Here is a 21,740-nt window from a genome sequence, read left to right as displayed (position 1 = left end):
GGTGAACCGGGTGGTGCGTTCGACCAGGGTGCCGATCGCTGAACGGCCACCGGTGCCGATAATCAGATCCCCTTCCCAATGGCCAGGGATCGCCCGGTCCTCGACTTCAGCCGGCCGTTCACTGATTTTAAGAGCGTCCCGGAAGGCCTTGCCCCGCCCGTCGGTGCGGTCCTTCTTCCCCGGCACCCTCCGCGCCCGTTTGAGGCTCAGGCATCGGTAGAGGTCCTTGCGTAACTCGCCTCGTGCCTGGACATACAGGCACTGGTATATCGTCTCGTGGCTGACCTGCATGTTCTCATCATGGGCGAAGTCACGGGCCAAAACCAGTGAGATCAGCTTCGGGCTCCACCCCTCGTTCATCCAATCTTCGATCTTCTCGCACAGCCTCGGATTATCGATCAGTTTGAACGACTTCGGCCGGTGCGCCCGACCATGGGCCCGGGCATGGGCCATATCGGCGTGATAGACCCCATCGGCATTACGGTTCCGGGCCACTTCCCGCCAGATCACCGACTTGTCCCGGCCAGTCTCGGCCGCGATTTGACCATAGCTGCGTCCGTGCCGCAATCCACATTGAATGATCACCCGTTCCTGTCTGGAGAGCCGGCCACTTCCCGATATTCCCTCACTGACGGGCGGATCGGCCAGACCACCACCGCTATATCCTTTTTTGAGTTTCATCCCACCAGCATCACGCCACCACACGCTTCCGGAACCTCGGCACACGCCCAACCGCGCACCGACTTCTCCCATCGGAACTCCGGAACATATCAATCGGAAAAACTCATCCCTGAGCTGGATCGATTTTGGCCTACCTTTTGGCATCCCAACACTCCTCAATAATCAGAGCGTTGCATTGACCCTATGACTTTGCCAGGAAAAGAACGGACGTTGTCACAGGCGTGGAATAGGCTGGATCCGGTCAGGTGGTCCTCGCGCCGAGGCCAGGAGCAGAAACCCGGAGGTCGTCCGTGCCACAAACAATCCTTCGTTACGTCCGGCCGTGGGGTGGGGAACCGGCGGATGTGACGCTGGATTCCGGCCGGATTACCGCTGTCGAGCCGCACGACCCGCAAAGTGAGCGCCACGGCAATGTTGTTGAAGGCCATGGCAGATTGCTGCTCCCTTCGTTCTCGGACGTGCATGTGCATCTGGATTCCACCCGTCTCGGCCTGCCGTTCCGTGAACATACAGGTTCCCCCGGCGTTTGGGGAATGATGCTCAACGATCGCAGGAACTGGCGTACGGCCGAGGTGGACATCCATGAGCGGGTGGCGCATACCCTGGAGCTGATGATCGCCCGGGGGACCACGAGGGTGCGCAGCTTCGCGCAGGTCGATGCCGACTGCCGGCTGGAACGCTTCGACGCCGTCGCGGCCGCACGTGAGACCCACCGGGACCGCGCGGACGTGCAGATCATCGCGTTCCCGCAGGCCGGTCTGTTGCGGGAACCGGGCAGTGTCGAGGCGTTGGAAGAGGCGCTGAAACGGGGTGCCGACGTGGTGGGCGGCATCGATCCCTGCGCTCTGGACCGCGATCCGGCCAAACACCTGGATATTGTATTCTCCCTGGCAGAAAAGTACCAGGTCCCGATCGATATCCATCTGCATGAACCGGGGCAGCTCGGTGTTTTCAGCGCAGAACTGATCGTGGAGCGGACCAAAGCCCTCGGTATGCAATCCAAAGTGACCATTTCGCACGGCTACGCGCTCTGGGGCATCAACGAGGCCACCACCCACAGACTGATCGACGACTTCGCCGAAGTGGACATCTCCACCGCCACCATCGCGCCCGCAGCCCAGGCGGTGCTTCCACTGCAGCACCTGTCCCAAGCCGGGATCCGGGTCGGGCTCGGCCAGGATGGGCAACGTGACTACTGGTCACCGTATGGAAATGCGGACATGCTGGACCGTACGTGGCAGCTGGCCTTCACGAGTGGATTCCGGGCCGATCAGCAGATCGAACATTGCCTGGCCGTCGCCTCGGTGGGTGGAGCTTAAATGATGTTCGACGACGTCGCCCGGCCGGCTTCGGTTGCGGACCGCCCAGGGGTCTCGGCAGGGGATCCGGCAGAGCTGGTCATGGTCGACGGCGAAACAGTCACCTCGGCCATCATGGACCGGCCAGCCAACCGTACCGTGATCCATGGCGGCCGCGTTGTCGCCGACCAACTGAAGATTGTCTGACATTGCGAAACGGCGGCGCAGCGTCTTCCGCTGCGCCGTCGTCCGGAGCGCTTAGTGCAGGTCCTTGGCCTTCGTCTCCGGGATGGTGAAGATGACCAGGAAGGACACCACCAGCAGTGAGACGGTGTAGAGGGCGAACGCAGTCGGCCCGCCGATTGAATTAAGCCAGGTCTGCAGGTAGGGCGCGGTGCCGCCGAAGACGGCGACACAGATGGAGTAGGGAACGCCTACCCCTACGGTGCGGATGCTTGTCGGGAACAGCTCCGCGTAGACGGCCGGAACAATCGATGCGCTCCCGGCGATGAAGATCAGCATCACCGACATGGCGATGAACAGCTGGAAGGCCGAATCCTGCAGCAGCCAGGTCATCGGGAAGAACATAACCGCGCAGCCAAGGGCACTGGTCCAGAGGATGGGGCGCCGGCCGTAACGGTCGGAGAGTTTGCCCCATACCGGCAAGGCTGCCAGGAACACGATATTCGCAGCGACTCCGGCCCACAGTGCGGCGCCGCGGTCCACTCCCAGCGAGGTGGAGGCGAAGGTCGGAGCGACAACGCCCCACGCGTAGTACGTCACTGTCAGACCTACAGTCAGGCCAATCACCTGCAGCGCCTGCTTGCGGTACTTGACGATCTGTCCCCACATCGGCTCATGCTTTGTCCCCCCGGACTCGGTGAAGACGTCGGTTTCCTTCATCCGCATCCGCATGAACAAGGCGTACAGGCCAAACACCGCGCCGAGAGCGAATGGAATCCGCCAACCCCAGGCCAGCATCTGGTCTTCGGAAAGAGCCAGGGTGAGGATCGCGCCGAGCAGGGTGCCGAACAGGATTCCCAGGGTGCCGGAGAAGTAGATCAGGCTCGCCCAGAAGCCGCGCCGCTCGCGGGGCGCCGTCTCCGAGAGGTATGTCTGCGCGCTCGGCAGCTCTCCGCCGTGGGCGAGTCCCTGAATCAAACGCGCTACCAGCAGCATCAGCGAGGCGAAGGCACCCACAGCCATAAAGGTCGGCGTGATGGCGATCAGCAGGCTGCCGATGGACGCCAGCGCCACGGCCAGGGTCATGGAGGCCTTGCGGCCCCTGCGGTCGGCGATCCAACCGAAGACAAAGCCGCCGAACGGCCTGGCGAGGAAGCCCACGGCGAAGACCGCCAAGGTCGATAGCACGGCCGAGAGCGGATCCGCATTATTGAAAAGCTGGCCGGCGAAGAATGGCGCGAACGTGGCGTAAATCGCCCAGTCATACCATTCGAGGGCGTTGCCGACGCCGGTTCCCAATACCGATTTGCGCTTCTGCTGCGCGGCGGTCAGTTCTTCCGAGGGGAGTGTGGTGGGTGCTGTAGTCGTCATGTTCCTTTGCTCCACTACTTGGCGGTGAGCCGGTTCAGGGCCAGCTCGGTGTACAGGGCTGCTCCGTCACTGAGGACGGCATCGTCGAACGTTGCATACGGTGAATGGTTGAATGGCGCCGACATGTGGTCTTCGCCGGGTGCTGTGGCGCCGAGTCCGATAAAGCTGCCGGGAACTTCGTTGAGCACCCTGGAGAAATCCTCGGATCCACTCAGCGGTGTGGCCCAGCGGCTGTGCCGGTCTTCGCCGAACAACTCGTCGATCACGTTCTCTGCCCGGGTGGTTTCGTCCACATCGGTGATCGTCAACGGATATTCGGTGCGGTAATCGACGTCGACCTCGATGCCGTGCGCGGCGGCGATTCCCTTCAGCAACTGCGGCACCGCCGTCATCATTTTTTCCTGCGCCGCAGCCGAGAACGTCCGGACGGTGGCGTCGAAGGAAGCAGTCTCCGGGATGACATTGCGTTTGGTGCCGGCTTCCAAACGGCCGACGGTGAGGACCACAGGGTCGAACATGTTGAACTGGCGGGTGATCATGACCTGCAGGGCCGTGATCATTTCCGCCACCGCGGTCACCGGATCCTTGGCCAGGTGCGGAGCGGAACCGTGACCGCCGGCGCCGAGGACGGTCACAAACAGTCCGTCGGAGGCCGACATCATCACTTCGCGCTTGGTGGCGAAGGTGCCATGTGGTTCAAGTGCTGAAAACACGTGCATGCCGAAGGCGGCGTCAGCCTTGCGGCCGGACGCCTCCAGGACTCCTTCGCGGACCATGACCGAGGCGCCGTCGTACCCTTCTTCTCCGGGTTGAAACATGAAGACGACGTCGCCCGCCAGCTGGTGCCGCCGGTCCGCCAGAAGCTCGGCGGACCCCAACAGCATGGCGGTGTGCAGATCATGGCCGCAGGCATGCATGGCGCCATCGATCCGGGATGTGAAGTCCGCTCCGCTGCGTTCCTGCACGGGAAGGGCATCCATATCGGCGCGCAATAGTACTGCCGGCCGGTCAGGTCCGTCGCCGGCCTCACCGCGGAGAACCGCAGTGACCGAACTGCAATCCGTGCCGAGGCTGATATCCAAAGGCAGGTCCGAGAGGGAATTGAGAACCCGTTCCTGGGTCCGGGGCAGCTCCAGGCCGATCTCCGGCTCCTGGTGCATTGCCCGGCGGAAGCCCTGCATGTCGCCCTGCAGCTGTTGTGCGTCGGCACGTACGCTCACTGTTTGTCTCCTCAGCATGGAAATAGGTGCATGTTCCAGTGTGAAGTGATGTAGCCTACAGTCGTATAAATCGCAGAAAATTTACATATTGTTCATCTTCCATCAAGAATATGTGCACGGAGGCGCCATGGAAGTAGCAGAGGAGGATCTTGCGCTGGTTCACGCGCTGCAGATCGCACCGCGGCTGACCTGGGCGCAGGCAGGCGACGTCCTCGGTGCGCATCCGACGACGCTTGCCGCCAGATGGGACCGGTTGCGGGCTGCCGGCGCCGCCTGGGTGACTGCCTATCCGGTCGGATTGCCGGAACAAATGTCGCTTTCCTTCCATGACGTGGAATGCGAACTCGATAAACGGCCCGCTGTGGTGCAGGATCTGTGTGCCATTCCGGAGGTCATCTCCGTGGAGGAGAGCGCACGCAACCGCGACATGATGCTCACGGTCATCACGCCCTCGTTGCAGGAATTGAGCCGACGGGTGCTGCCCCGGGTTATCGGCATCGACGGACTGACGAAATGCCAAACCTCGGTCGCGACGCGGCTGCACTCGGCCGGCCATGCATGGCGGCTCAATGTGCTCAACCGGACACAACAGGCAATGCTGGCGCAGTTCGCCGCCGTCGAACCCGTGGAACCCGGGCGGCTGCCGGAAAGCTACTGGCCGATCATGCAGGTTCTTGCCCGTGACGGACGGGCGAGTGTGGCCGATATTGCGCGGCAGACCGGCGTCCATCCGGCCACGGCCCGGCGCCAGCTGAACCGGATCCTGGCCGGCAACACGCTGTCGTTCCGGTGCGAGATTGCGCAATCGTACTCGGGCCTGCCTGTCAGCTGTCAGTGGTTCGCCAGGGTTCCCGCGGGTGAGCACCGTAAGGCTGCGGCGGCGCTGAAATCCTTCCGCAATCTGCGCCTCTGTGTTTCCACCAGCGGGCTCACCAACTTCATTTTCGTGCTCTGGCTCCGGTCGGTCGCGGATGTTCTGACGGCTGAACAGACAATTTCGGAACGGGTTCCCGGCATCGAACTGGTCGAAAGCGCAATCACCCTCAACCATGCAAAACGGGTTGGATGGTTGTTGCATCCGGACGGAACTGCGACAGGCGACGTCGTCGTCCCGAACGTTCCCACTCCATTGGGATAATCGCAGAAAAGGGCAGGAGATAAATAACCATCCGGTTGTAAACTGATAGACATGGCAGCCCGGGGATCGTCCGGTAAGAAGTTGGTCCTCACTTTGGTGCGGATTCTCGGTTTTCTGGGAATCAGCGCCTTGTGTGGGGTGCTGGCGGCCGCTCTCTTTATTCCCTTCGTGGCAGGCACCGCGGTTACCGGGGTCCGGTCGATCGACTTTTTCGACGAGTTGCCCTCCGAATTGGCGGTGACGCCGCTTTCCGAACCATCCCGGGTTCTCGCGGCCAATGGTTCCAGAATCGCGAACGTATATGAAGAGAACCGCAAACCCGTAGACCTTAGCGACGTCGCGGACGCCATGGAAGATGCAATCATTTCGATTGAGGATTCCCGGTTCTATAAACACAATGGTGTCGATCCTCAGGGCATCATGCGTGCCGCGGCCAACAACGTCATGAATGGGGCACGGCAGGGCGCTTCCACCATCACCCAGCAATACGTCACCAATGTGCAGAATGAAGCGATCAAGAGTTCAAACAGCGACGAGGAACTGTTGATTGGCGACAATAAGGATCTGGGCGACAAGGTGCGTGAGGCTAAACTCGCCATCGCCGTCGAAAAGCGTTTCAGCAAAGAGGAAATCCTCACCGGCTACCTCAACATCGTCTTCTTCAATCCAAACGCCTATGGCGTCGAGGCCGCTGCCCAATACTTCTACGGCATACCCGCTTCCGAGCTGAATCTGCAACAGTCGGCCATGCTGGCGGGCATGGTCCGTGGACCGAGTCTTTACGACCCGACCCTTAACCCGGACATCGCCAAGGAGCGGCGCGACGTCGTGCTGAACGCCATGCTCCAGCAAGGACAAATCACAAAAGCCGAGCACGACGACGCTGCCGCCACGGACCTTGGCCTCAATGTGAGTCCGGTCAGTAATGGCTGCGTTGCGGCGAATGTGGCTCAGTACTTTTGCGACTATGTCGAGCACGTGTTCGTGGCGCACGGCGCCCCGCCCGCCCCCACTGCGGACATGCTCGAGAACGAGCCGGAAAAGGCTGAGCAGATGCAGGTCGCCCGGCGCAATTACTTTGAAGACAGGGGAAAACTGCTGCGCCGCGGCGGGCTGACCATCCAGACGACGCTGGATCCCCGGCTGCAGAAGGTCGCCCAGGACGAGGTTGAGGACACCGCACCTCCGGGAGCCAACCCGGATAAGATCGGCGCCTCAATGGTTACGGTTGAGCCGGGCACGGGCAAGATCCTGGCGATGGCACAGAACACCGAATTGGCCGCGCCCAAGGGCCAGTGGAGCAACAGCTTCAACTTCAACGCCGACGCCAACATGGGTGGCACCGGCGGCTACCAACTCGGGTCGGCGTACAAGCCCTACACCTTGGCTGCCTGGCTTGATGACGGCCGGTCCTTGGGTGACACGGTGGACGCTTCCCAGCGGCGCTACGAACGGGACTTTCCCTGGCAGGCGGGTTGCGTGCCCGGCGAGGACTACTTCGGTCATTACGACCCGGACGATCCCCTCGAAGAGACCTTTCTGCTCAGCAACTTCTCGAGGGGCTTCTACGAAAGAATGTCCGTGCTGGACGGCATCGTGCAATCCATCAATACCGCAACGATGGCATCGGCCGCCGAACTGGATCTTTGCGGGATTGCAGACATGGCCAATGCAACCGGACTGCACGACGGACGGACCGGAGAAGAGATCAACAATCTGCTGATCTCATCCCTCATCGGCGGCGGAAGCTACTCCGTCAGTCCGTTGTCCATGGCGTCATCCTTCGCCACTTTCTCGTCCGGCGGAACTTATTGCCAGCCATACGCAATTGTCTCCGTCACCGACCGCAACGGGAACAAACTGGACATCCCCCGGCAGGATTGTGAGCGAAGGGTGGATGAAGAAGTGGCACAGGGTGTCAACTACGCTCTGCAGGAAGTTATCGAACGCGGCTCTGGCTTCGAGCTGGATCCGGAAGTCCCGGCCGCATTGAAGACCGGCACCACAAACGATTCAGTCCAGACCTGGACGGTCGGTTACACACGTGGTCTCTCCACTGCATCCTGGGTTGGCAACCCGGACAAGAACCGTTCGCTCGACGGCCTGCGGTTCCTGGGAAACGGCACAACTCTGGACTACGTCGACGGTGCTACCTACGCCGGCGAGGCTTGGTCCGCTTACATGACTGAAGTCGCGGACCTTTATCCAACCTCTGGTTTCCCGGACCCGCCTGCGGAAATGATCGAGCGGCAGAGCACCGGGCAGGATGAAGACCAGGAAAGCGACGATGACTGATCGTTGGCGCCAACTTGTCCGCACCAACGATGACCGGCTGCTCATACCAACGTTCCACCGCCGACGTCCTGCAAACTGGGTATTGCAGGACGTCCGGCGGCGGAACGCCGGGGGATGGAGCCGGCCTGGCCGGTTACGGTGTGTCGGTGATTTTGTCTCCGTTGGGGGCGACGAGCCACCAGACGTCTCCAACTGCCTGACCGGTGATGTCGCCGGGTTGTTTGTCATCTACATAGTAGTAGACCGGCAGTCCGTCGATCGTGGCTTGCAGTTCGCCGTCGGGGGTTTCGATGGTGCCGACTTCGCCGGTGACGCCGTCGACTTTTGGTGTTTCGCTGTCGACGATGACCGGTGGCCAGGCGACGAGGCAGTCGCCGGTGCAGGTGCTTTCGCCGGAGTTGGGTTCGTCGTTGTCGAAGTAGTAGACGGCCATACTTTCGCTGTCGACGACGATTTCACCGACAGGGCTGTCGGCCGTCATCAGGGCTGCGGCAGCAGCGGCCGGGCTGTCCTCGGTGTCACCACCTCCGCCTGTATCTGCCGATTCCGTTTGAGCAGCTTCCGACTCCGCAGGCGCTCCTGCATCATCCGCTGTCCCTCCACAGGCAGTCAGCGCCAGCAGCGCTGCCGCGCCAACTGCCCAACTTGTAGTCCATAGGTTTTTCATGACCGGTTCCTCCCGGAAAGTCCAATGCTTAATGTGGCAGTGGCGAACGGATTGCCGTCACTATTTATCGAGACGCTATTTCAGTGCAGAATGGTTCAACGAGGAGCCGAAAAATTGTGATGAACCTGCCGGAGCATGCGCACGTCCTAATAAGTACCGGCCGCGGACAGTGCGGTTTGGGGGCGAGGACGGCCTGATGTCCATGGACAGTGAGGCGGTTATGCGCTTATACCGGGAGCACGGCCCGGCGCTGCGGCGCTTTGCGGCTTCGGCTACGTCGAATCCTGACCAGGCCGAAGACATTGTCCAGGAGTCCATTCTGCGGGTCTGGCAGCATGCCCCTGAACGGACGACCAACATGCGCGGGTACCTTTTCCGGACGGCCCGCAACGTCATCATCGACAACTACCGCCGCCGTACGCACCGGCCGGTGGAGGCAGGACCGGACCACCTGGATGATAATTTCTACAGCGATGGCGTCGACGAGCTTCTCTTGAAGCTGACCATGGAGGAAGCACTCGGCAGTTTGAGTCCTGAGCACCGGGGCGTAATTGTCGCCCTGCACTACCGGGGCCTCACGGTCGCGCAGACCGCAGAGCTGCTGCAAATCCCCGCCGGGACGGTGAAATCCCGCGCATACTATGGACTCCGGGAGTTGCGGGAAGCGCTGAGTGGAATGGGGGTGATGTCATGAAACCTGACCATGACGAAATCCAACACTCAATCGGTGCGTATGTCCTCGGCGGTCTCGAACCCTCTGATCGTGCGGTGCTGGAGGACCACCTCAGGAAGTGCACGGACTGCCGGGTCGAGTATGAGAACCTGAACCGGCTGCCTGCCCTGCTGGATACTCTCGATTCCGCCGAGGCGGACTCCACCGGGAACTCCGGCGGCACGCAGGCACGGGGAGAACACGAGATGCGTGCCGTCGTCGGCCTGATGGATAAGATTGCGCGGCGACGGCGGCAGGAACGACGGCGGGCGGGCGTCCTGGTCGCTGCTGCAGCTGCTGCCTTCTTTGCGATGGGGATCATGCTTGGCCCGGTCATCAACACGCCGGAGCAGACCGTGGACCAGTTCACCATGTCGGGTGAGTCCGGCGCCGTCGTCGAAGTCGATCTGGTGCACAAGCAATGGGGGACAGAGATTGTGCTCGACGGCGAGGACCTGCCAACCAGCGGTGAATTGACCTTATGGATCACCAGCAGCAATGGAACGGTAGAAGAAGTCGCGACGTGGAGCGCCACAGATGGCGGGGTCGTCCGCTTGACCGGGGCCACCGCAACGAAGCCGGAGCAGATAGCGGGCGTGAGCGTCGGTGGCTCAGGCCAGGGCGAAGTCGCCTCAGTGACGGTCGATATTGACGCCGCTGATCAGACTCCGCCGCCGGAGGTCCGCCTGTAGGCCAGGTCGTGGATACCGCGGCCGGCTTCGCCTGCTTTCTTCTCGAAACCGGTCAGCGTCCGGCCTTCGAAGCGGGGCGCCCAGCCGCCGGCCGGGTCTTCGGCACTGGTCCGTTCGCCGGCGTGCACATTCGTGAAACCGCTGGCGCCGTCGCCCACCTCACGCATGACTTCGGCATAGTCGGCCCAATCGGTGGCCAGCCGCCATAGCCCGCCGGGCTTCAGCACCCGGGCGGCCAGTTCAGCGAAGTGGGGGGAGACCATGCGCCGCTTATGGTGCCTGGCCTTGTGCCACGGGTCAGGGAAGAACACCCATAGTTCATCAACCGATTCGCGCGGCAGCGTCGTTTCCAGAACCTCAGGAGCGTTCGCCTGGATCAGGCGGATATTGCTGAGGCCGTGCCGGCCAATCTGCATCAGGGTCTGGGCGATGCCCGGTGTGTAGACCTCGATGGCGAGGAAGTTCTGCTCGGGGTGCTCCTTGGCGGCTTCGACGACGGCTTCGCCGACGCCCGGGCCAATCTCCACAATCAGGGGAGCTTCGCGGCCAAAGGCTGTCCCGGCGTCGAACACGTAATCCGGATCGACCGACGTATCAGCGATATGCCGCGGCACGTCGATAACAAACTCGTCCCGGTAGTTGTCCCAAGCCCTCTGCCGGCCGGCGCTGAGGCGGGCACCGCGGCGCACGAAAGAGACAGGTTTGGTGCGGAAGTTGGGCTGCGGATTGCCCTGAGGCGTGTCAGCGTCCTGCATTGGTTCAGTACTCATCGTCCTCCAGAATAGCCGTTGGTCCCGCTGTGATGCGCGTCTCCAAATGCAGACAGACCGCCAGGCACTGATAGACTCGGGATACTTGCTCCGCAGCAATGCGGACCTGCGTCGATGAATCTGACGACAATCCTTAGTGATTTCAGCGCCCCAGCGCTGTGCTCCACCCCGCGGAAGTTCCTCATGGTTGGCTGATCCCAGTCGAAACTGCCATCAGAAACGCATTGATAGATATGCCGGGTGCGACTCTTCATATTTCTTCGGCGGACCCGCGCGCCAACCGGCAGCGACGGGACAACGACCGAAAGACTTTTGCATTTCATGACTACTTTCTCTGCCCTTGGTGTGCCCAAGCCGCTGAACGCCCTTCTTGCCGGACAAGGCATCGAGGAGCCCTTCCCCATCCAGGTCAAGACCTTGCCGGACACCCTCGGCGGACGCGATGTCCTGGGCCGTGGCCGCACCGGATCGGGTAAAACCCTCGCCTTTGCACTGCCGCTGGTATCCCGCCTGGCCGACGCCGAAGCCGCCTACCGCCGCAAGCCCGGCCGCCCGCTTGGCCTGGTCCTGGCGCCGACACGCGAGCTGGCAACACAGATCAACAAGACCATTGAGCCGCTGGCCAATGAGCTTGGCCTGACGACGACCGTGATTTACGGCGGTGTGTCGCAGCAGCGCCAGGAAAAGGCGCTGCGTGCCGGCGTCGACATTGTCATTGCCTGCCCGGGCCGGCTCGAAGACCTGATGAACCAGAAGATCATTTCTCTGGAGTCGGTCGAGATCACCGTGCTCGATGAGGCCGACCACATGGCGGACCTCGGCTTCCTGCCGGTGGTGAAGCGCCTGCTGGACAAGACCCCGGCCCAGGGTCAGCGGATGCTCTTCTCGGCCACACTGGATAACGGCGTCGACAAGATTGTTGCACGCTACCTGTCCAACCAGCTGACGCACTCCGTCGACGACCCGCAGGCAGCGGTCACCACGATGGAGCACCACGTGCTGATGATCCGGGACCAGACCGAGAAGAAGAAGCTGATCCAGGAGCTCGCCGCGGGTAAGGGGCGCAGGCTGCTGTTCATGCGGACCAAGCACCAGGCCCGCAAGATGGCCAAGCAGCTCACGACGGCCGGTATTCCGGCGGTCGACCTGCACGGCAACCTCTCACAGAACGCCCGTGACCGGAACTTGGCCGAGTTCTCCAGCGGTGACGTCCGCGTTCTGGTTGCCACCGACGTCGCAGCCCGCGGTGTGCACGTGGACGACGTCGAACTCGTCATCCACGTCGACCCGCCCACCGAGCACAAGGCGTACCTGCACCGTTCCGGCCGGACCGCGCGTGCCGGGTCCGACGGCGTCGTTGTCACACTGACGCTGCCGGAGCAGAAGAACGATGTGAAGAAGCTGATGAAGGCGGCCGGAGTGGACGTGGCGTTTGAGAACGTCACGCCGAGCTCGCCGCTGGTCGGCAAGCTCGTGGGGGAGAAGGCGGAAACGGTTGATCCCGCCGTCCGTGCCCGCGAACTTGCTGCGCAGAGCGTACAGAAGTACTCCGGACAGTCCACGGGGGCCAATGCCGAGCGAAAGCGTGCCCGCCGTGCCGGTGGCCGTGGTGGTTCCGGTGGACGCGGCAAGGTTGCTCCCGAAGCAGGAAGCGGCGGCCGAGGCAACGGCGGATCACGCGGCCGGTCCGGGCGTCCTGAGGGCGAGCGGACGGGTTCCGGCAACCAGCGGTCGGCTGAGCGCGGACACGTCGTGAGCCCAGGCGGTTCCGGCGGAGCACGCCAGGGCGGATCGAAGGCAGCCAATACAGGCGGCCGGGCGAACGCCTCGAGCGCGCACAACCCGGGTAACCGTGGCCAGGCTCCGGCCGGCACCGGGCGCCCGTCGGCAGGAAAGCGTTCCGGTTCGCGCCGGGCCAGCGCACCGGCCTCGAACGCGCGCCGCGCCAGCTAGGCACCTCCAGCCAGCCAGCCATGGCACAGCCAGCCAGGCATTGAAACTGCCCGGATCTGCTCTTCACGAGCGGGCCCGGGCAGTTTTGCGTTATCCCCGCAAGCTCATTCTGGACAGGGCCGGCGTCGTTGGTGGATGCCGTCCGTCAGCCTTCGACGGGGTTGGCTTCGCGGCTTTCCGTGCTCAGCAGAACGACGACGGACCGCGCCGTGACGCCCATGACTTCCCGGACTGCCGGATCGGCGAAGGCAGTCTCGAGCCCGGCCAGGGACGCGGCGCCGCACGGTCCGGAATCGATGCCGAGGACCTCGAGCTCCTCGACGGCCGCCAAGTCCTGATCCTCGGTAATTGAAACTGCCGCGTCAATGCCACCATGCAGAACGGGCCAGGCAATGGTGGAAACCTTGCCGCAATTCAACCCCGCCATCCGGGTGCGGCCAGTCTGTACCGCGACCGGACGGTTCGCTTTCAGCGACTCCAGCAGGCAGGCTGCTTCCACCGGTTCCACGCTCAGCAGTGAGGGTTTGACCGCGGTCGGGTCCCGGTCGTTGCCGCGGTAATGCGCCGCCGTCGCCTGGATCAGCGAACCGACTCCGCATGGCGTGACGACGACGTCGGGGCCCTCCAGCCCGGCCTCGGCAAGCTGCGAATCGAGTTCGCGGAAGATGGTCGAATACCCCTCGACGATCCAACCGGGAATCCGCTCGTAGCCCTCCCATGCGGTGTCCTGGACCATCATGGCGTCCGGATCCGAGTCCGCTGCGGCAGTTGCTTGGATGACGACGTCGTCATAGGGGGCATTGACCTCCGTGAGCTCCGCCCCTTCGCTAAGGATACCTTCCTTGGCCCGCTGGCCAATCTCGGCGGGGACGAAGACGTGTGCGGCAAGATCGAGCAACTTGGCCGTGTGGGCGACGGCGCGGCCGTGGTTGCCGTCTGTTGCGCACACCAGTTTGAGGCCGCCGGGGCCACCGAAGCGTTCCGCCAGATCCTCGAAGGTCCAGTCGAAGTCAGGGTCTTCGGTCCGCTCAGCCAGTGCTTTGTGGATGGCCCAGGAGGCGCCGACCATTTTGAAGGCCGGAAGGCCGAACCGCCGGGCTTCCTCCTTCACGAACACCCGTCCGACGCCGAGGCTGTCGGCCAGCCCGGGGGATTCCCGCAGCGCTGTCACCTCATAACCGGGCAGGCGGCGGTGAAAATCGAGGACCTCGACTGGCGCTGGCTCGGTTCTGAATTCGCGGGCGGCCGCGTTGACATACCAAGTCGGACGCTCTGAATAGTCAGTCACCTGTCCATTGTGTCGAAGAGTGTCACGCACCGCCAGCATTTTCAGTGTTCGCTGGGGGATTACCCCGATAGCCGCGACCGAGGGTCATCGGCGAGAATTGAAGCATGAACGCGATTCTGAACATCATCTGGCTTCTGCTCGGCGGCATTTGGCTGGCGCTGGGGTATTTCCTGGCTGGCGTGATCTGCTGCCTGCTGATCATCACCATCCCGTTCGGCATTGCCTCATTCCGGGTCGGCGCGTACGCCCTGTGGCCCTTCGGCCGTACGGTGGTCGACCGGGGCGGGCGAACCTACTTCATGTCCACGCTTGGCAACATCATCTGGGTCGTCGTGGCCGGAATCTGGATCGCGATTGGCCACGTTGTGACGGCGGTTGCCCAGGCGATCACGATTATCGGCATCCCGCTGGCGATCGCCAACATCAAGATGATCCCGGTTTCACTGATGCCGCTGGGCAAGGAAATCGTGCCGACGTCGCGCCCGTTTGCGCAGACGATCCGCCGTTAGGCCGGGGCTGTTTGGCCGGGACTGTCAGTTCTTCCCATGGGGCGCGTCTGGATTGGCCGGCGCCTCCCGACGTCGTTGTTGGATCAGTTCTTTGGTTCGGACTATCCGCAGCGTGGTGACCAGGAGCAGTCCGCCCAGGATATTGAACAGCAGCGTATAGCCAAACCAGCCGAGCCACTGCAGGTAGGTGATCTCCGCGCCGGCCTGGATGGCGCCGAAGATCAGCAGCGAGTCGAGGATGGAATGGAACAGCTGCAGCCCGGCGAGCAGGAAGCCGCCGGCAATCGCAGCGGCAATTTTGGCCGGCTCCGAATCGGTGCCGTGCTGCATGCGGGTCATCAGCGTGATCGTGCTGCCGCCCAGAACCGCGAGACAGATGGTCTGCAGGTCGAAGGGAGCGTCAATGAAGTGCTTGGCGGAGGTAGTGATGGTGCCGGTCCACTCCGGGAACGCCTTCATAACAATCCACATGAAGACCCAGCCACCGAGCAGATTGGCCAACAATGTCCCGCCCCAGAGTTTGCATAGTTGGACGACGCTGGCCGCCTTGGCTACGACGGCGGTGATCGGCACCAGGAAGTCTTCGGTGAAAAGTTCGCTCTTTGCCAGCAGCAGGGCGACGAGCCCAATGCTGAAGGCCAGACCTGCCAGCAGGTGGTTATGCGTCTCGTGGAGGACGGCCAGGTAGGCCGCCACCCCGACGCCCACTTCCAATCCGCCGAACAGCCCGGTGATGAACATGGCCCGGAAGGTGCGCTCGAGCCGTTCGCCGCCCTCGTCAACAATGCGGTTGAAGGACTGCAGCAGTTCGTCTTCGACGGGCGCATCCGTCTCTCCAAGTTCACGACGGCGTATTTCACTCATGTGCCCACACTCCGGTCTGCTGGTTCTGAAGGTAACTAGAAAGCAGTCTACTGGCCGGGAGTCCTGCGTCGGCCAAGTTTTGCAGCGGCCGGGAGGCAGGCGGCGATGGCGACGGCGGTAACGGCGAAGGCGGGGCCGTAACCCAACGTTTGTGCGATGATTCCCAAGCTCAGGGCGCCGGCTCCCGTACCGGCGTCGTAACCGATGTTCCATACGGAGCTGGCAGTGCCGTATCCCTCCGGACCGGCGCGGCGGAACATGGCCACGACGGTGTCGTTCTGCACCGCTCCGAAGGCGGCCCCGAAAATGGTCGATCCCAGCACGATGAGGACCGCTCCCAGCACTCCCGGCCCGGACCAACCGGCGTTCGCCGACCAGAGGGCTGCTGCGACCAGCACCATGCCGACAGCGGCCGTGATGGTGCTGGGCAGGATCAGGACCGGGCGGCCGGACCGGTCGCTGGCGTGACCGGCGATCCACCGGCCAGCCACGGTCAAGGCACCGTAACCCAGCAGCGCCGCCGTCGCCAGCAGGGGCACCGAGCTGAGCGGAATGGCCAGGAAGGTGACGATGGCGCTGGAGGCGAGGGCAAGAGCCAGCATGATCAGCAGAGGTGTTATCAAGGCCAGCCAAACAGCGGTGGTGGAGGTGCGCGGGGTGGGCTTCTCCGGCGCGCCGCGATCCTGCACTCCGTCCCCGCCGGTCTGCCAGAGTGCCGTGGCTGCGGCAGCTCCCAGCAGCGGCGTGAGGGCGGCGATCCAGAAGACGACGTCGAATCCCAGGTTGAGCGCCATCCAAACGCCGAGGGAAAGGAGAACCAGATTCGGGATTCCCACCGCCACTCCGTAATATGCGGCGGCGCGGCCCAAATGCTGCGCTGGCACAAGGCGTGCGGACAGGGCGGCGCCGACGACGGTCACCATACCGAATCCGATACCCCGCACCGCCGAAATGGCGATCACCGGAGCAAGGTCGGCGCTGAGCAGCAGCAGGGGAGTGGGCAGCCCGAGCAGGAGTGCTCCTGCCGCGAAAGTCCAGCGGTAGCCACCGTGATCCAGCAGCCAAGGCATGGCGATCTGGGTGAGGACGGTTGTGAGCATGAACGACGCCGTGGTGGCTCCGGCTCCGAATTCCCCGGCCCCTCCGCCGGTTGCCCAGAGCGGGACGGTTGGAAGCAGCAGGGTGTAACCGGAGAAGCAGGTGATCGTGGCGACCAACAACAACCTGAACGCATTGCTCCGCAGCCCGGTACGGCCAGTGGGCTTTTGGCCGTGTGGCGACGAAGGCGTGGGTACGGGCATACTCTCTTTCTAATACACGCGTGCAGAATCAGTATCATTCGCGCCACGGGGTGCGGCCTTGATACATCGGAAGGGGCAGGAAATGGAACTATCGCATACAGACCTTGGTGACGGACTGAGCGTCAGCGGTCTTGGATTCGGCGGCATGGCGTTGACCCCTGTCTACGGCGAGGTCGAGCCGTCGGAGGCGCTTGCCACACTGAATTACGCGGTCGACGCCGGTGTCAGCTTCATCGACACGGCCAACGTTTACGGCGGCGGCAGCAATGAGGAAGTGATCGGCCGGATGCTGGCGAAGCGCCGGGACGAAGTCACCATAGCGACCAAGTTCGGCATCATGGGCACTCCTGCGGCCGGCTACACCGGCACCCGCGGCGACGCCGGCTATGTCCGCGAATCCGCCGAGGCGAGCCTGCGGCGGCTCGGAACTGACGTCATCGACCTTTACTACCTGCACCGCCGGGACCTGACCGTGCCGATTGAGGAGACGGTCGGGGCGATGTCCGGGCTCGTGACCGAAGGCAAGGTCCGGCATCTGGGCCTGTCGGAGGTCACCGCTGACGAACTGCGGGCCGCCCACGCCGTGCACCCGATAGCGGCGGTGCAGAGCGAATGGTCCATCTGGAGCCGGGATGTCGAGCAGCACGTCGTCCCCGCTGCGGCCGAACTTGGCGTCGGGTTTGTGCCGTACTCGCCGCTGGGCCGCGGCTTCCTGACCGGTACGGTGAACGCCGCCAGTCTGGGCAAGAACGACTTCCGGCATAACTTTCCGAGGTTCGCCACCGGCGCCGTGGACGCGAACGCGCGCGTGGTGGACGTGGTGCAGGCCGTTGCGGCGGATGTTGGAGCGACGCCGGCACAGGTGGCCTTGGCCTGGCTGCTGGCGCAGGGGGAGCGGTTCGGTCTTGGAGTAGTGCCGATACCGGGGACCCGCAAGCCTGCACGGATCGAGGAGAACATCGGCGCGCTTTCCACCGTCCTCACCGATGCGCACCTGGTCGAACTGGCTTCAGCCGCGGCCCTGGCCGTCGGCGAACGGTCCGCTGATCCGAACTGGGTGTCCCAAGGCCGCGAATAGGTTGGGTGTCGGTTACTGCGGCCCATTATTCACCCGCTTCCAGTGGGCCGGAACGGTCTGTGCCCACTTTGGATAGCTGAATAGTGGGACACTCTTGCAGAGCAGGCGCCGGGCTACAGGCGGGTGCAGTCTTGCAGCGCTGGCCCCGGGCCTACAGGCGGTGCAGTTGGACGGTGAGCTTTCCGCCGTCGACCGAGGCAGTCATATAGGTGCAGTGCGGCTGGCGCCGTCGGTCGGTCGGGGAGCCGGGGTTGAGCAGCCGTAGACCGTTCGGCGTTGTCGTGTCCCAAGGGATGTGGCTGTGGCCGAACACCAGCACGTCCAGCCCGGGGAACTGCTCGTCCATCCGCGCCTCGCGTCCCTGTTTGGCGCCCGTTTCATGAATGACTGCCAGCCGGAGGCCCTCAATTCCGGCCTCTGCGATCAGCGGCAGCCGGTCGTGGAACTCCGGACCGTCGTTGTTGCCGAAGCAGGCGATCAACCGCTTGGACCGTTCGTCGAGTTCGTCGAGGAGCGCGGCTTCCACCCAGTCCCCGGCGTGAATAACGACGTCGGCCGCGTCCACTGCCTGCCAGAGTTCTGCCGGGAGCACTTTCGCCCGCTTGGGCAGATGTGTGTCCGCCATGATTACCAGATTCGTCGTCATGCCACCTCCTCCAAGGCCAAGTCAGGGTTAGCGGTTCCAAGGCCAGGGTTAGTCAGAGTCCCGGGTCAGGTTACGCATAGGCCAAGTCAGGGTTACTCATAGTCCGGGCCGGTCCTGTCCCACAGTCCGATCCAGCCCCGGATCCGGGTGGCGCAGTCCCGGGGATGCGTGAATGGCCACCAGTGTTCGGCGTCGACCTCCATCCGCTGGAACCGTGGCACCCAACGGCCAACGCCGTCGACCAAAGCGGGCGACAGTGCGACGTCGCGCAAGGGTACGACGACGGCGGCCGGCACTTGGCAGCGCGGCTGTGGCCCGCGTGCCATGTACGGAAGGATGTTCGCCCGGTACAGTGCCAACCCGCGGATGAACTCCGGGGTGACGGTGCGGCCACGGACAACGGGGTGGGAATGGCGGGGCGTGAGCCTCCAGAGCAGCTCGGGCAGCACCGGAACCTGGAACAGCGACACGTACCAGGAACGGGTCATCTGCCGGGCAAGGACCGGCCACGCGGAGGGCCGGCGCCGGCGCAACCTGATCCACTGCCGCATGTGGTTCAGGTTGGGCCCCGAGACCGACATCAGTGAGGCAAGATAGCGGGTGGCCCACGGGTGTTCGGCGGCGTGCCAGGCCTGGATCGAACCCCAGTCGTGGCCGAAGACGTGCACCGGTCCCGCATCGGCGGAGGCGATCACGGCGAACATGTCCTCCACAAGACGCTGCAGCCGGAACCGCTCCAACCGGTCGTCGTCTGTGGTGGATTGGCCGGCGTTGCGGGTGTCGTAGGTCAGGATCCGGTACTCGTCCCGGAGTTCGGCGATCAGCGGCTCAAAGATCCGGTGGTCGTCCGGAAAGCCGTGCACGAGCAGGAGCACCGGATGGTCACTGTCCGCTCGGGCACCGTATTCGAAAACGGCCAGCCGCGCGCCGGCATTTGCCACCGTGCGGATGGTGTGGGGCCGCGGCACCTCGGTCTCGTGCGGCAGCGGCACCCCCGGGCTGTGTGGACCTGCCAGGTTGGAGTTGTGGGGTTGCGGCCCATCGGAGGTGTTCATGCGCAGGGAGCGGCTGCCCGCCACATCATGGTTTTCCGATAATGTCTGCGGCCCCGGCGAGGAATGCCTCCATCAACGGTCCGCCGGAAGTGGAACCATACTCGCCTTCCTCCACGAACACGGCAACCGCCAGATCGCCTTGGACCGCCACCATCCAGGCATGTGTCCGCGGAGGCGTTTCGGTTCCGAACTCCGCGGTGCCGGTCTTGGCGATTACGGGCTCGCCCGGAATGTCCTGCAGCATGGAGGCACCGCCTTCGGTCACCACGGCACGCATCATCCCGCGCAGCATGGCGGCTTCTTCCCCGGTGACGGGTTCGACGTCGGTGCCCGCGTCCGCGCTGCCTTCCTCCGGGGACGCGGACGCGCCGGCACCCGTTCCGGCGGTGGATTCCGGACCTGAATCCGGACCAGCATCAGCGCCCGGCCCGCTGGCCAGCAGCTTCGGGGTTACCCGGTCGCCTTCGCCTACGGAAGCCGCCATCGTGGCCAGCGCCAGTGGGGAAACCAGGACCTGGCCCTGACCAATCATCGAGGCGGCGTGTGCCGTTCCTTCAGCCTCAGTGGGAACGTTGCCGAGGAAGGAGGGAAAGCCCAGCTCGGTTTCGACGCCGATTCCCAGCGCCGCCGCAGCATCCGAGAGTTCGCTTTGCGGCAACGTGTCGCTCTCGGCGATGAACGCCGTATTGCAGGAATGTGCGACAGCCTGTTTCAGCGGGATCTGGCCCAAGGCGCTCTGCGGATAGGTCGGCGCGTTCCGGTACTGGGCGCCGTCGACAGTGACGTTTTCCGTACACGAAACGATGGATTGCGGAGTCATGCCCTGTCGGATCAAACCCAGCGAGGTGACGACCTTGAAAGTGGATCCGGGCGGATACTGTCCGAGCATCCCTGTCGCCAAGCCATTGCTCCCCGGGCCGGTCGCCGTCGTCAGGATCTCTCCGGTGGAGGGTTGGATCGCGACGATTGCGCTCGCCGACTCCTCGGCTGTGAGCACGTCTTCGGCCAGCGCCTGCAGATCCCGGTTGAGCGTCGTCTTCAGCGGATCGCCCGGCTTGGGCTGGGTCTCGAACAGCACCCGCGGCTGGGCAGGAGTTTCTCCGCCGCCGCCGTCCCCGGAAGCCTGTTCCCCGGACGGTTCTGCCGCCGGCTGGGCCAGCACGGTGATTCCGGGTTTTCCCCTGAGTTGCGCATCGTGGAGCTGCTGCAGGCCGGACAAACCGGTCACGTCCCCGGCCTCCAGCGCCCCATCCGACGCTTCAATCAACTCGGCAGTCGCCGATCCGACCGTTCCGAGGACCGGCCGCGCAAACTCCCGCGTCGGCGCCAGCGACATGGTGTCCTCGATCCCGCGGGCGCCCTCAATCGCATCGATCTCAGCATCCGTGATGGTCCGGTCAGCATCATCGCGGATGGTCAGCGCCTCGACGAACGCCGCCTCGCCGGCCGCCTCCACCTGCGAAACGTAAGCGCCGGCGTCGATCCCCACCAGATTGGCCACGGCCGCGGCGGAATCAGCTGATTGACCCGCCTCGATCCGGCTCTTGTCGATACCGATACGGATCACGGGACGGTCGGTGACCAGTACGTCACCGCCGGCGCCGAGGATTTGCGCACGCTCCCCCGGGGTGGAGCGCATGGTCAAGGTTTCGCCGGGTTTAAGTTCGGGAACCACGACGTCGGGTGCCCAGGAGACGAGCCACTGGTCCTCTTCGCCACGGGTCATTTCAGCGCTGCTGGTATAGGACCAGTCCTTTGGTCCCTCGATGTCCCAGGTGTACCGGAGTTTGGCCGTCGCGGCGTCGTCGTTCTCTTCATTTATTTCGACGCCGGCGACGGTGACTTCCGGAGCGATCGGGTCCATCCCTGCGGTTATGCGCTGCAGAGCCCTGTTGGGGGCGGCCGCGGACGCCTCGGCAAACGGAACTGAAGAAATATCCAGCTTGGAGAGGGCGGCGGCGAGTTCCTCGGCAGTGGGCTCGGGAGGCGGGCCGTCGTCGGCGCAGCTGGTCAGTGAAA

The 21,740-nt window shown here is 63.7% G+C and carries 18 protein-coding genes and 1 pseudogene; 8 read left to right on the top strand and 11 right to left on the bottom strand.

All coding sequences use genetic code 11. The annotated features are described in order from the left end of the window. A partial coding sequence (locus Y707_RS26830) for an IS30 family transposase (protein WP_162150237.1) occupies positions 1 to 681 on the bottom strand: 681 nt, incomplete at its 3' end. A 302-nt stretch (positions 682 to 983) separates the two neighbouring features. On the opposite strand from Y707_RS26830, the pseudogene Y707_RS26825 reads away from it, so the two are divergent. After that, positions 984 to 2,186 (top strand): annotated as a pseudogene (locus Y707_RS26825) (amidohydrolase). Between the two features lie 51 nt (positions 2,187 to 2,237). Here Y707_RS26825 and Y707_RS0116330 read toward each other — a convergent pair. Beyond that, complete coding sequence (locus Y707_RS0116330; protein WP_026535874.1) at positions 2,238 to 3,533, bottom strand: MFS transporter; 1,296 nt, start codon at positions 3,531 to 3,533, stop codon at positions 2,238 to 2,240. Positions 3,534 to 3,547: 14 nt separating this feature from the next. Beyond that, entirely contained in the window at positions 3,548 to 4,753 is a 1,206-nt protein-coding gene (locus Y707_RS0116325; RefSeq protein WP_026535873.1) for a M20 metallopeptidase family protein, read from the bottom strand. A 127-nt stretch (positions 4,754 to 4,880) separates the two neighbouring features. Here Y707_RS0116325 and Y707_RS0116320 point away from each other — a divergent pair, with 127 nt between their 5' ends. Continuing rightward, complete coding sequence (locus Y707_RS0116320; protein ID WP_026535872.1) at positions 4,881 to 5,891, top strand: Lrp/AsnC family transcriptional regulator; 1,011 nt, start codon at positions 4,881 to 4,883, stop codon at positions 5,889 to 5,891. 51 nt (positions 5,892 to 5,942) lie between these two features. Then, positions 5,943 to 8,186 (top strand): transglycosylase domain-containing protein, encoded by a 2,244-nt coding sequence (locus Y707_RS26820; RefSeq protein ID WP_051442114.1) that lies wholly within the window; start codon positions 5,943 to 5,945, stop codon positions 8,184 to 8,186. 133 nt (positions 8,187 to 8,319) lie between these two features. On the opposite strand, the gene Y707_RS0116310 is transcribed toward Y707_RS26820, so the two are convergent. After that, complete coding sequence (locus tag Y707_RS0116310; RefSeq protein ID WP_026535871.1) at positions 8,320 to 8,853, bottom strand: COG4315 family predicted lipoprotein; 534 nt, start codon at positions 8,851 to 8,853, stop codon at positions 8,320 to 8,322. 196 nt (positions 8,854 to 9,049) lie between these two features. On the opposite strand from Y707_RS0116310, the gene Y707_RS0116305 reads away from it, so the two are divergent. Both Y707_RS0116305 and Y707_RS26815 read left to right on the top strand, forming a co-directional pair. Next, entirely contained in the window at positions 9,050 to 9,547 is a 498-nt protein-coding gene (locus Y707_RS0116305) for a sigma-70 family RNA polymerase sigma factor (RefSeq protein ID WP_026535870.1), read from the top strand. Next, positions 9,544 to 10,257: an anti-sigma factor family protein gene (locus Y707_RS26815; RefSeq protein ID WP_051442113.1), complete on the top strand. Its 714-nt coding sequence runs from the start codon at positions 9,544 to 9,546 to the stop codon at positions 10,255 to 10,257. The genes Y707_RS0116305 and Y707_RS26815 overlap by 4 nt, the downstream gene beginning before the upstream one ends. Here the strand turns inward: Y707_RS26815 and trmB are convergent. Further along, a complete protein-coding gene (gene trmB, locus Y707_RS0116295; protein WP_026535869.1) occupies positions 10,227 to 11,027 on the bottom strand; it encodes a tRNA (guanosine(46)-N7)-methyltransferase TrmB in 801 nt (266 codons plus the stop codon). The genes Y707_RS26815 and trmB overlap by 31 nt on opposite strands. Before the next feature lie 321 nt (positions 11,028 to 11,348). On the opposite strand from trmB, the gene Y707_RS0116290 reads away from it, so the two are divergent. Beyond that, positions 11,349 to 12,980, top strand: a complete 1,632-nt coding sequence (locus Y707_RS0116290) for a DEAD/DEAH box helicase (RefSeq protein WP_026535868.1) — start codon at positions 11,349 to 11,351, stop codon at positions 12,978 to 12,980. A 145-nt stretch (positions 12,981 to 13,125) separates the two neighbouring features. Here Y707_RS0116290 and Y707_RS0116285 read toward each other — a convergent pair whose 3' ends face one another. Continuing rightward, positions 13,126 to 14,268, bottom strand: coding sequence for a pyridoxal-phosphate dependent enzyme (locus tag Y707_RS0116285; protein WP_026535867.1), 1,143 nt, complete (start codon positions 14,266 to 14,268; stop codon positions 13,126 to 13,128). Positions 14,269 to 14,372: 104 nt separating this feature from the next. On the opposite strand from Y707_RS0116285, the gene Y707_RS0116280 reads away from it, so the two are divergent. Next, positions 14,373 to 14,777: a YccF domain-containing protein gene (locus Y707_RS0116280; protein WP_026535866.1), complete on the top strand. Its 405-nt coding sequence runs from the start codon at positions 14,373 to 14,375 to the stop codon at positions 14,775 to 14,777. 24 nt (positions 14,778 to 14,801) lie between these two features. Here Y707_RS0116280 and Y707_RS0116275 read toward each other — a convergent pair whose 3' ends face one another. Both Y707_RS0116275 and Y707_RS0116270 read right to left on the bottom strand, forming a co-directional pair. Beyond that, on the bottom strand, positions 14,802 to 15,641 hold the full coding sequence (locus tag Y707_RS0116275; protein ID WP_026535865.1) for a formate/nitrite transporter family protein: 840 nt from the start codon (positions 15,639 to 15,641) through the stop codon (positions 14,802 to 14,804). A gap of 47 nt (positions 15,642 to 15,688) precedes the next feature. Next, complete coding sequence (locus Y707_RS0116270) at positions 15,689 to 16,942, bottom strand: MFS transporter (RefSeq protein ID WP_026535864.1); 1,254 nt, start codon at positions 16,940 to 16,942, stop codon at positions 15,689 to 15,691. An 82-nt stretch (positions 16,943 to 17,024) separates the two neighbouring features. Here Y707_RS0116270 and Y707_RS0116265 point away from each other — a divergent pair, with 82 nt between their 5' ends. Beyond that, a complete protein-coding gene (locus Y707_RS0116265; RefSeq protein ID WP_026535863.1) occupies positions 17,025 to 18,020 on the top strand; it encodes an aldo/keto reductase in 996 nt (331 codons plus the stop codon). A 151-nt stretch (positions 18,021 to 18,171) separates the two neighbouring features. Here the strand turns inward: Y707_RS0116265 and Y707_RS0116260 are convergent, their stop codons facing one another. The 3 genes from Y707_RS0116260 to Y707_RS0116250 form a co-directional block, all read right to left on the bottom strand. Continuing rightward, positions 18,172 to 18,666, bottom strand: coding sequence for a metallophosphoesterase family protein (locus Y707_RS0116260; protein ID WP_026535862.1), 495 nt, complete (start codon positions 18,664 to 18,666; stop codon positions 18,172 to 18,174). A 92-nt stretch (positions 18,667 to 18,758) separates the two neighbouring features. Further along, a complete protein-coding gene (locus Y707_RS26810) occupies positions 18,759 to 19,721 on the bottom strand; it encodes an alpha/beta fold hydrolase (protein WP_162150236.1) in 963 nt (320 codons plus the stop codon). 25 nt (positions 19,722 to 19,746) lie between these two features. Continuing rightward, positions 19,747 to 21,740 (bottom strand): penicillin-binding transpeptidase domain-containing protein (locus tag Y707_RS0116250; protein WP_026535861.1); only part of this gene is annotated, 1,994 nt, incomplete at its 5' end.

The organism is Arthrobacter sp. H14 (assembly GCF_000520495.1).
GTDB lineage: Bacteria > Actinomycetota > Actinomycetes > Actinomycetales > Micrococcaceae > Arthrobacter_C.
Note: the sequence above shows the minus strand (reverse complement) of the source record. Positions and strands in the feature narration are given on the sequence as shown.